The sequence below is a fragment of the Corynebacterium sp. HMSC05E07 genome (assembly GCF_001807225.1).
In the GTDB taxonomy this organism is placed as follows: domain Bacteria; phylum Actinomycetota; class Actinomycetes; order Mycobacteriales; family Mycobacteriaceae; genus Corynebacterium; species Corynebacterium singulare.
In genome coordinates this window covers 1-10,199 of the sequence record NZ_KV788266.1, presented here as the reverse complement: position 1 = coordinate 10,199, position 10,199 = coordinate 1, and the positions used below count along the sequence as shown (strand labels likewise).

Genomic DNA, 10,199 nt, shown 5'->3' with positions numbered 1-10,199 from the left:
TATACGCACACCCCCAACAAACAACAAATCGCCTGGTTAGCTCGTATTTCTATGGCCAACCAGGCGATGAATTATGCGGGTTTTTAGTGATAGCAAGCCAAAAGCCCATCCGGACCATCGATGACTGTGATAGGAGTTTCGAAGATTGGGGTGAGCACATCATCCTGCATGATCTCTTCCGGGCCACCGAAGGCCACGATGTTGCCATCCTTAGCAGCGCAGATGTAGTCGGCATAGCGCGCAGCGAAGTTGATGTCATGGAGAACAATGATGATGGTTCGGCCAAATTCCTTGGCTGCTTTTCGCAGGTGCTTCATCATCTCCACTGAATGGGAGATGTCGAGATTGTTGAGGGGTTCGTCGAGAAGCACGTAGTCCGTCTCCTGGCACAGCACCATGGCTACGTAGGCGCGCTGGCGCTGACCACCAGAGAGCTCATCGAGGTAGCGATTCTCCAACTCCCCTAGTCGGAAGAAATCAATGTAGCGCGAGACTATTTCTTCATCCTCGGCCGTAAGCCGGCCTTTGGAATAGGGGAAGCGGCCGAAGCTCACCAGCTGGCGCACGGTCAACTTCGTGATGAAGTGATTCTCCTGGCGCAAGATGGACAGAATCTTGGCTAGGTCCTCGGACTTTGTTGAGGATACGTCGTATCCGGCAACTTCGATGCTGCCCTCGTCGGCGTCGAGAAGCCTGCCAATCATGGTGAGCATGGTGGATTTTCCGGCACCGTTTGGCCCGATGAGGGCGGTGATGCCTCCTGTGGGGATCTCCAGATCGATGGGACCAATGTTCGTCTCACCAGAGTAGGACTTCGAAACCTTCGAAAGCTTGATCACAGCTTGCCCTTTCGCAGAATGACGATGAGGAAAACGCTGCCGCCTACCAGCTCAATAATGATGGAGACAACACCCTGTGCATAAAAGACGTGCTGCATCAAGAAGTAGGCACTGGTGAGCACGGCAAAGGCGGTGGCCATAGCCATTGGGAAGAGATAGCGGTGGTCATAGGTCTCCGCAGCCTGGTACGCCAGGGTGGCCACGAGGAAGCCCAAGAAGGTCATAGGGCCGACGAGCGCGGTCGTCGTAGCCATAAGAATGGATACCAAGATAAGCGTGTAGATGGCATTGGCCTTGTGGTTTACGCCAAGATTCGTGGCAGCATCGCGGCCGAGTGCCAGCACATTGAGGCGGCGGGAGTTGAGGAACATCAGGACCGTCACCACGATGACCAACGGGATGGCAATAGGATAGTACTCGGTCTCCGCATTGTTGACGGAGCCAAAGAGGCGCGCGGTGAGCACATCGAACTCACTGGGAGTCAACATGCGCTGCATGAACGTGGACAGCGAGCCTAAGCCACCGCCGATAATGATGCCTACCAGCAGCATCGCGTGCATGTTGTTTCGGCGGCTGGTGAGCAGCCAAGAGTACAAGACCAAGGAAAGGCCCACCATGAGTACCAGCTGGACTAGGAACGCGCCCACATTACGGGACTGGGTCAGGCCAGCGGCACCGAGGAAGAAGATGGTCGCGGTATTAATCGCCACGTAGAGCGACTCAAACCCCATGATGGAGGGCGTGAGGATTCGGTTGTTGGTCACGGTGTGGAAAGCCACGGTGGCCACGGCCTGGCACACAGCGACAATTGCCATGGCCGTAACCGCGTCTGCGCGGCGGCGTGCAATAAGCCACCACTTGCGGGTGCCAAAGTCCATGGGGTTGTCGTAGGCCAACAGCCCAAAAGCAAAGAGCAGGCCCGCGGCGATGAGAGCGGCCAAGATGACCCAGTACTTACGGGCCGCGGCAGCGGACTGGAAGCTTCCCACGCTGCGACGCGCGCGCTGAGACTGGGATTGCGTCGTCGATGCAGGAACAGAGATACAGACACTCACTTGGTTGACCTCACAATCAAAACAACGAAGACGATGGCACCCACCAGGCCCAAGATGACGGAAACCGGCATCTCAAACGGGGAAATGATGACGCGGCCCAGAATGTCACACAGCGTTACTGTGGCAGTGCCCAACAGGCAAACCCACGGAAGGTTTGCACGTAGGTCGTCGCCGCGCAGCATGCTCACCACGTTGGGAACGATGAGGCCCAGGAAAGGCAGCGCTCCAACCACAACGGTCACCACACCCGTGGCCACCGCGATGAGCCCGGTGCCTAACAGAATCATGCGCTGATAGTTCAGGCCAATGTTGGTGGCGATGTCCTCGCCCAGGCCGGCCACAGTGAGCTTGTCGGCATAGAGATATACAGCCACGAGCACGAGCAGCACGACCCACAGGACCTCGTATTGCCCCTCGTAGACCGAGGTGAAGGATCCCATGAACCAAATGCCAAGCTGCTGCAAGGTGTCCGTCCGCAGCGCCACATACGAAGAGACGGCGGAGACCACGGCGCCGAGCATGATGCCGATGATCGGCACGATGAGCGAAGACCGCAGTGCCACTCGGCGCAAAAAGGCGAAGAAGACCATGGTGCCCACGAAGGCGAAGACCACGGCAATCACCATCTTCACCAACACCGACGCATGGGGGAAAAGAATGAGAGAAAAAAGCAGACCCAGCCCGGCCCATTCGGTGGTACCAGTCGTCGTGGGTTCCACAAAGCGGTTCTGGGTGAGCAGCTGCATCACGAGGCCGCTCATCGCCATGGCCGCGCCGGCCAGAACGAGGGCGATAGTGCGCGGGACGCGCGTGGTAAAGAACATGGTCCAGCCATCCTCATTATCGAGGATGCTGTACTCCCCCACCATGAGGGACAGCAGGAGCAGCGCAACGACGCCGAGCACACCAAGGCCCAGCGTCCAGGTCAGGACAGGTTCGCGGGAGCTGCGCTTAGCGACGTCCCCCCGTTCCCCCTGTGCATCTGGCCTCACTGTCACGGTTTTCACTCTGCTCCTTGAGGTTCTTAGGCGTTGGCCTTGTCGAAGGCGTCGGCAAGCGCGTTGAGAATCTCGGTGTAGGTGATGATGGACTCATCAATATAAGTATCCTGCGGGGCGACGTAGACGTTGCCGTCCTTGACGGCAGACACGTTCTTGAGCGCAGCGTTGTCTTTCACCAGCTTCTCACCTGGGGTAACCTGCTCACCTTCCTTGGAGATGGCGGAATCACGGTCCATGATGAGGATCCAATCCGGGTTGGACTGCGCAATAGCCTCCACAGAGATGTCATCGCCCTCGTGGTCATCAGAGGCATTGTCCACTTCAAGAGCCGGCTTGAGGCCCAGTAGGTCGAAGACCGGGCCATAGGTGCGGCCGATGCCCGGGGCAATGTAGCCAATCTCGCCACCGGAGGTGTTGACAGCCATGACCTTCTGCTCTGGGTCGTAGGCTTTCTTGGCGCGTTCGGCCGCAGCATCGAAGTCCGCAATGAGCTTTGCTGCGTCCTCTTCGTGGCCGAAGACCTGGCCCAAGGCCTCGGTGTGGCGCTTGAGCTCCTCGAAGAAGTCCTCGCCCTCGCGCGGCTCGAAATCGAGGACGGATACGTCCTCAAGCAGCTTTTCCATATCGCCCTGGTGGGGCTCGAAACGCTGGCCATTCCACACCACATCCGGCTCGGCAGCCACAAGGCTTTCAAGGTCTGGCTCCTTGTGGGAGCCCAGATCGACGTCCACGGTGTCCTTGTTGTAGGTGTCACGCAAGGACTTCGGGACCAGTGGAAGCGGAGCCGCGGCAAGGTCGATGTCCCACTGCGCCAGAACCGCAAACGCTCGGTTATCCGTCACCGCAGGGTTCTCCACTGGTACGGTGACGTCCTTCGAACCAAAGTTATCCTCCAGCGTGATGGTGGAGGCATCGGCGGCCTCGGCCCCAGCAGTCTCCGGAGACTCCTCAGCGGAGTTGGAGGAGCAACCGGTCAGCGCAAGCGCTGCCACGGAGACGGTCGCAGCAACCTTGGCGGTAGTCGTGCTGAAGACACGACGGGAAAGAGTGAACATAGTGTCCTTGCTTTTTAGGTGTGGCTAACCACAGGCGATAATTAACGTCGTCGCCTAACCTAACCTATGTAAGGGTTACCTTTCAAGCACACTTTTGTTTCTTAATTCTCCGCGGGGGCACTTTCCCCTCTCGCAAGCAGCTCCTCCACCGCTACCGGCCCCTCTTTATCGAAGTCCTCTCGGACAGCTCGGCGAAACTCAGCATCCGCCAAGAAATCTAGAGCTACCTGCGCTAAACCAGCCGCGGAATCCACGGCGGCATCGACCGCCTGGGGCGTGGCAGCCCACCGCGCAAAGTCCTCGGTATGCAGCGCCACGTCCGCGGGTGAGACTTTCACCATAGGGTGCAGACCAGGGACCAAATGAGAGACATTGCCAAAGTCCGTCGACGCCGCCACCGTGTCCGGCACTGTCCCCGCCGGCAAAGCCGTGCGGCCCCGGCGCGCCTGTGTGGCCGCCCAACGTTCCACTAGTGCAGAATTGTTGCGCACCGGCAGCGTCATGGGGTGTTCATCCCACTCGAGCTCCACCTCTACTCCAGCCATGAGGGCCGCCCCGCGAACAATATCCTCGACACGTCCGGACAGGTCCATGAGAGTGCGCGTTCCCAAGGAGCGCACATAAATATGCATCTCGGCTGAACTAGGAATGATGGAAGGCCTGTCCCCGCCGGACATGATGGCGTGGACACGATCCGACGGGGGCATCTGCTGGCGCATGAGCCCGATGCCTTGGTAGGCCAGGCTTGCAGCATCAAGCGCATTGCGCCCCATGAAGGGCTGGGAGCTCGCGTGGGCAGCCACGCCTCGATACGTCACGCGCAGAATGCGGCGGCCTACCCAGGCGTGTGCACCAATGTCATAGCCAAAGCCGTGAATCATCACCGCCGCGTCCACCCCCTCAAGGCTGCCGCCGCGGATCATGTACTCCTTGCCAGAGTGCCCCTCCTCAGCTGGGGTTCCTTGGAGCAGGAGGCGGCCGGCGAAGGGGGTGGAGTCAAGCACTGCCGTCGCCGCTAGGAACCCGCACACGCCCGCGGCGGCGATGACATTGTGGCCGCACGCGTGACCAATCTGCGGCAGCGCATCGTATTCCGCCAAAACGGCTACGGTGGGGTGCTGCTCTGGGTCAAAGTCCTCACTCTGCCACGAGGCTTCGAACGCGGTCTCCACGCCATAGGCCCCTCGGTGCGTGGAGAATCCGTGCTGTTCCACGATATCTGCGAGTACCGCCATAGAGCGATGCTCCGCAAATGCCGTTTCAGGATGTGCGTGCAGATCCGCCACAATGTGCGCGGCAGTCTCGCGCAAAACCTCAGCCTCCGCCGCGGCCGCATCCCAGACCTTGGCCTGGTCGGCATAGTTCTCCCCATGGTGCTCGGGTGGAGCGGCGGCCGCCACGCGTTTGGCGATGTCCCCCTCCATCGCCTCCAGATACGCCGTCGAGGGATTGTTGGGTTGACTCATACCTCTACCCAATCATGACCGAGTTGCCTGGGCCCAACGGAAGGTCCACATAGAACCAGACGGCCAGCAAGATGGCCCATGCGGTAAAGAATGGAATCACGAAGGGCATGAGGCGCGACATGAGCGTGCCCAGGCCGGCATCCCGTTCGTAGCGCTGGAGGAAGCCCAGCATGACAATCATGTAGGGGTTCAGCGGAGTGATGATCTGGGTTGCCGAATCACCGACGCGGAAGGCGCCCTGGATGAAGGCCGGCTCGTAGCCCAACAGAGCAAACATCGGCACGAAGACCGCCGCCATGAGCGTCCACATGGAGGAACCGGAGATGATGAGAAGGTTCAGGCAGGATGCCAGCGCAATAAAAGCGAAGATGGCCGGGAAGCCCGTGAGTCCAATGGACTCGAGGAAGGCCGCGCCCTTCACCGCAGTGAAGGTACCGATGCCTGTCCAGGCGAATAGAGCCACGAATTGTCCCAGGATGAAGGCCAGGATGAGGAAGCTCAGCATGTCTTTGAGCGCGCCGACCATCATGGTGACAACGTCCTCGATGCCCTTAACCGTGCCCACGACCTTGCCGTAGACCACACCAAGGACAAGGAAGTATGCGAAGACCAAAAAGACAATGGAGTTGAGCAGCGGCGACTTGGGGAGGAAGCCTCCCTCTTCATTGCGCCACGGTGACTCTGGCAGCAGGACGGCAAAGAGGATGATGGCGGTGAGGATGACCGTCGCGACTCCGGACCAGATGAGTCCCTTGTTCTCCTCCGGGCGCAGCTCCGAGCTGAGTTCCTCACCATTCTCGTCGCGGTCGCCGCGCTCAGCGGCATCCTCCGGGTCAATTTCTTCCTCGGTAGGTACCTCCTGCGCCCACATACGCGGCTCGATGACCTTGTCAATAATGAGACCAGCAAGCACACCCAACACGATGGAGGAGGCCACGTTGAAGTAGTAATTCGACATCGCATTGACCGGCGCAAATTCCGTATTCGGCAGCGTATCCATCACCGCGGTGGTGATACCCGCGAACAAGGCATCCAGTGAGGTCGGCACCAATGCCGTCGAATAACCTGCGCCTACCGCAGCGAAGCCACCAATTAGGCCCGCCACTGGGTGGCGGCCCGCGGCCTTAAAGACCATGGCGGCCAGCGGCGGGACAATGACGAAAGCGGCATCTGCCATGACGGAGGCCGTCACACCAATAACACCGACGGCGTACGGGAGCAGCCACGGCTTCGCGGAACCAAAAAGCTTACGAATAAGCGCCGAAAGCATCCCGGAGCGCTCTGCCACGCCAACGGCCAACATGATGGGAAGAACCGTCACTAGGGGCGGGAAGTTGATGTAGTTCTCCCCCATTGTTGTGGTGAGCCACGTCAGCCCCTCACCGGTAAACAGGCCTTTAACCGGCTGAATTTCATCCGAACCGGGAATCTTAATTTCCACCCCCATCGCTGCCATGATGGTGGAGAGCACGCCCGTAATGAGGAAGAGGATAAGGAAGATAGTGAAAGGCTCCGGCAGCTTATTGCCGATGTACTCCACGCCATTGAGGAACTTATCAAGGATTCCCCCACTGGACTGCTGCTTCGACCTTTTCTGCACCTTTACAGCACTCGACTGCGATGATCTCGGCTTTTCTGTGCTGTCCGCGCCAGCTTGTAGCGATGCGTTGGTTGGGCTGTTCATGGATACTCCTGTCGTAGGGGTTATGCCCAGTGCTCCACGTCACACTGATGGAGAAAGGCTACCACGGGAATGTAACTTGGGTAACAAATAGTTTTGGAATGAGTCACACTTTTGTTCAGCCAGCCCTGCTCCGACTCCACTTTCTCGTCGTCTGCTCACCTCCGCATACCTATAGGCTCTCCCCAACTACGCCCACGGTAGATAGTGGCCAAAAATCGCCAGTTTTTAGCCCCTTACTTACCGTGAGCGTCGACAGATTGCCCGAACGTTCTGCTCCCACGCTCAGCTTCGTCGCCGCTCGACTACACCAGCCCGTTTATCCGCGCAAAAGGATCCCATCCACTGTCGCGGTGTGGCTCATATTCCACAAAGTTGGCAGCGTCGATGGCAACAACTTCGGAAGTGAGGTGCGCAATGAGCGCGACCGCCATGTCCATGCCCGCCGCAACACCTGAGGAGGTCCATCGATTACGGTCGTGCACCCACCGCGCCTCCGGCCGCCAGGACACATCGCCCCCGAAGGACGTGGCCCAGCTAAAAGCACGCTTATTGCTCGTTGCGGCGTAGCCCTCCAAGAGCCCGGCAGCCGCCAGGACCGCAGAACCCGTGCACACGGAGGCAGTCCAAGGAGCATGTGCACCCGCCTCACGAAGCCACGACAGAAAAGATTCGTCTTCCACGAGCTTCCGGGTTCCCTTTCCGCCCGGGACGAGGAGGGCGTCGGCCGACTCAATCTGCCCATAAGAGATTGTCGGCACCACTTCCACGCCCTGCGAGCTAGCAACTGGCCCACCATCCGGTCCTGCGAAAACAACGGCGACATCAGGCACCGCTTGAAGCAGCTGGACGGGTCCGAAGACGTCGAGAAGCTCAAAGCCTTCAAACAAGACGACTGTAATCCGGAGAGATTCGGTATCCATGCGGCCATCCTAAAGCAGGCCCCATGAGCACGGACGAGCATCTGGGACTCGGGTTCAATTCCCGGCGGCTTCATCACCTCGCCAGGGCTTCTCCACTCAGAGTTTATAGCGTGGCCGCCTTGGGCCGTGACAATCTGCAGGCGACACACTATCCTATTTGTTGATACATCATCATTAGGAGTATTCAACCAATGACAGCATTCGGATTCTTAAGCTTCGGGCACTACGCCTTCGGGAACCAGCATGGTCCGTCCGCTGAAAAAATTGCGAAGATCCATCTGGAAATCGCCCAGGCAGCAGATGAGATCGGTGTGAACAACGCGTCTTTCCGCGTCCACCACTTCGTACCGCAAGCCTCAGCCCCGATACCGCTGCTCGGCGCAGTGGCCGCCACCACCAAGAACATTGAGGTGGGCACTGGCGTGATCGAGATGCGCTAGCGCATGTTCGTGTTATGGCTCTCGTTTTCTCGGTCCGCGTCCCTCTACAGGTACCGGCAGACCTGGTCTGGGCTGCATGTGTCGGGGTCCGGGTGCGCGGCGTCGTGCCGGAGGTCGGCGATGGTGCCGTGCAAGGCGGTGAGCTGGGCGATCTGCTGCTCGATCTCGGCCAGGCGCGCGTCGAGGAGGTCTCGCACGTGCTCGCAGGGCGCGTGGCCGCTGTCGCGGATGTCGAGGATTTGGCGGATCTGGGCGAGGGTGAGGCCTGCGGCCTGGCCACGGTGAACGAAGTCGATCCGGGCGACGGCGTCGGGCGCGTAGTCGCGGTACCCGGATGGCGTCCGGTCGGCCGGGGGCAGCAGTCCCTGCTCTTCGTAGAACCGGAGCGTCTTCGAGGTGGTGCCCGCGCGTTCGGCGAGTTCTCCGATGCGCATTGCGGCCTCCGATCATTCGGCAGGGGCCACGCTTGACCTTCCCCTGCACTGGAAGGTCTAGTATGGCTGAAACGGAACAGAAGTCCAAGCCTTGACGGGAGCAGCGATGCCTACGAAGTACGATCTCGCCATCATCGGATCGGGCGGCGGAGCGTTCGCCGCCGCGATTCGCGCGACCATGCTCGGGAAGTCGGTGGTGATGATCGAGCGTGGCACGCTCGGCGGCACCTGCGTGAACACGGGCTGCGTGCCGTCGAAGGCCCTCATCGCCGCCGCCGATGCACGGCACGTCGCCGCCGACGCCGCCGACCGGTTCCCGGGGATCGCGACGACGGCAGGCCCAGTGGACATGCCCGCGCTGATCGCCGGGAAGCAGGCGTTGGTCGAGACGATGCGGGGCGAGAAGTACGCCGACGTCGCCGATTCATACGGGTGGCACGTCCGGCGGGGAGACGCCGGGTTCGCGGGCACCCCGGACGCGCCGGTGTTGGAGGTCACCGCCGCAGACGGAGCGGTCGAGACGATCGAGGCCGAGCACTACCTGGTCGCCACCGGTGCGCGGCCGTGGGCTCCGCCGATCGACGGCCTGGACGAGGCCGGGTACCTGACCTCGACCACGGCGATGGACCTGACCGAGGTCCCCGAGTCGATGCTGGTGCTCGGCGGCGGCTACGTCGCCCTGGAGCAGGCGCAGCTGTTCGCCCGCCTCGGCTCCCAGGTCACCGTGCTGGTGCGGTCCCGGCTCGCGTCGAAGGAGGAGCCGGAGGTGTCCCGGACACTGCAGGAGGTGTTCGCCGACGAGGGCATCCGGGTGGTCCGCCGCGCGGTGCCGACCCGGGTGTCCCGGGACGCGGCGACCGGGCAGGTCGTGGTTACCGCGGACGTGTCCGGCGGCTCGCAGGAGTTCCGCGCCGACCAGGTGCTCGTCGCCCTCGGACGCCGTCCCGTCACCGACGGCTTGAACCTCGATGCGGTCGGGGTGAAGACCGGGGACTCCGGCGAGGTGGTCGTCTCCGACCATCTGCAGTCGTCGAACCCGCGGATCTGGGCCGCGGGCGACGTGACCGGGCACCCGGAGTTCGTCTACGTCGCGGCCCGCCACGGCACCCTCGTCGCCGAGAACGCGTTCGCCGACGCCGACCGGTCCGTCGACTACTCCCATCTGCCGCGGGTGACGTTCACCGGACCGGCGATCGGCGCGGTCGGGATGACCGAGAAGGAGGTCGTCGCCGCGGGGATCCGCTGCGACTGCCGCGTGCTGCCCCTGGAGTATGTGGGCTCTTCCGGTTTCGGAGTGCGTAGCGG

At 61.0% G+C, this 10,199-nt stretch carries 9 protein-coding genes and 1 pseudogene; 2 read left to right on the top strand and 8 right to left on the bottom strand.

Features of this window, described 5'->3' with window-relative positions:
- Nucleotides 1-83: 83 nt before the first annotated feature.
- The 7 genes from HMPREF3149_RS10430 to HMPREF3149_RS10400 form a co-directional block, all read right to left on the bottom strand.
- Nucleotides 84-839 carry an iron ABC transporter ATP-binding protein gene (locus tag HMPREF3149_RS10430; protein ID WP_070537991.1) on the bottom strand — a complete coding sequence of 252 codons (756 nt, stop codon included), beginning with the start codon at nucleotides 837-839 and terminating at the stop codon, nucleotides 84-86.
- Entirely contained in the window at nucleotides 836-1,894 is a 1,059-nt protein-coding gene (locus HMPREF3149_RS10425) for an iron chelate uptake ABC transporter family permease subunit (protein ID WP_070537988.1), read from the bottom strand. Before HMPREF3149_RS10425 ends, HMPREF3149_RS10430 begins: the two co-directional genes overlap by 4 nt.
- Nucleotides 1,891-2,763, bottom strand: a complete 873-nt coding sequence (locus HMPREF3149_RS10420) for an ABC transporter permease (RefSeq protein WP_236684065.1) — start codon at nucleotides 2,761-2,763, stop codon at nucleotides 1,891-1,893. The genes HMPREF3149_RS10425 and HMPREF3149_RS10420 overlap by 4 nt, the downstream gene beginning before the upstream one ends.
- 155 nt (nucleotides 2,764-2,918) lie before the next feature.
- Entirely contained in the window at nucleotides 2,919-3,950 is a 1,032-nt protein-coding gene (locus HMPREF3149_RS10415) for a siderophore ABC transporter substrate-binding protein (RefSeq protein WP_070537986.1), read from the bottom strand.
- A gap of 101 nt (nucleotides 3,951-4,051) precedes the next feature.
- Nucleotides 4,052-5,416, bottom strand: a complete 1,365-nt coding sequence (locus HMPREF3149_RS10410) for a M20 family metallopeptidase (RefSeq protein WP_070537983.1) — start codon at nucleotides 5,414-5,416, stop codon at nucleotides 4,052-4,054.
- A 4-nt stretch (nucleotides 5,417-5,420) separates the two neighbouring features.
- Nucleotides 5,421-7,100 carry an AbgT family transporter gene (locus tag HMPREF3149_RS10405; protein WP_070537981.1) on the bottom strand — a complete coding sequence of 560 codons (1,680 nt, stop codon included), beginning with the start codon at nucleotides 7,098-7,100 and terminating at the stop codon, nucleotides 5,421-5,423.
- Nucleotides 7,101-7,402: 302 nt separating this feature from the next.
- Nucleotides 7,403-8,020, bottom strand: coding sequence for a DJ-1/PfpI family protein (locus HMPREF3149_RS10400; RefSeq protein WP_070537979.1), 618 nt, complete (start codon nucleotides 8,018-8,020; stop codon nucleotides 7,403-7,405).
- Nucleotides 8,021-8,211: 191 nt separating this feature from the next.
- On the opposite strand from HMPREF3149_RS10400, the pseudogene HMPREF3149_RS10395 reads away from it, so the two are divergent.
- A pseudogene (locus HMPREF3149_RS10395) lies at nucleotides 8,212-8,457 on the top strand (LLM class flavin-dependent oxidoreductase); the annotation flags it as partial.
- 47 nt (nucleotides 8,458-8,504) lie between these two features.
- Here HMPREF3149_RS10395 and HMPREF3149_RS10390 read toward each other — a convergent pair.
- Nucleotides 8,505-8,894: a heavy metal-responsive transcriptional regulator gene (locus HMPREF3149_RS10390; RefSeq protein WP_042529932.1), complete on the bottom strand. Its 390-nt coding sequence runs from the start codon at nucleotides 8,892-8,894 to the stop codon at nucleotides 8,505-8,507.
- 106 nt (nucleotides 8,895-9,000) lie between these two features.
- Here HMPREF3149_RS10390 and HMPREF3149_RS10385 point away from each other — a divergent pair.
- Nucleotides 9,001-10,199: FAD-dependent oxidoreductase (locus tag HMPREF3149_RS10385; RefSeq protein ID WP_070537975.1), on the top strand; the 1,199-nt coding region annotated here is incomplete at its 3' end.

Bases quoted from the DNA above. Each gene is read 5' to 3' on its own strand.
- HMPREF3149_RS10410 (WP_070537983.1), bottom strand. From the start codon at position 5,416: ATGAGTCAACCCAACAATCCCTCGACGGCGTATCTGGAGGCGATGGAG.
- HMPREF3149_RS10400 (WP_070537979.1), bottom strand. From the start codon at position 8,020: ATGGATACCGAATCTCTCCGGATTACAGTCGTCTTGTTTGAAGGCTTT.
- HMPREF3149_RS10390 (WP_042529932.1), bottom strand. From the start codon at position 8,894: ATGCGCATCGGAGAACTCGCCGAACGCGCGGGCACCACCTCGAAGACG.
- HMPREF3149_RS10415 (WP_070537986.1), bottom strand. From the start codon at position 3,950: ATGTTCACTCTTTCCCGTCGTGTCTTCAGCACGACTACCGCCAAGGTT.
- HMPREF3149_RS10420 (WP_236684065.1), bottom strand. From the start codon at position 2,763: ATGGTGGGGGAGTACAGCATCCTCGATAATGAGGATGGCTGGACCATG.
- HMPREF3149_RS10405 (WP_070537981.1), bottom strand. From the start codon at position 7,100: ATGAACAGCCCAACCAACGCATCGCTACAAGCTGGCGCGGACAGCACA.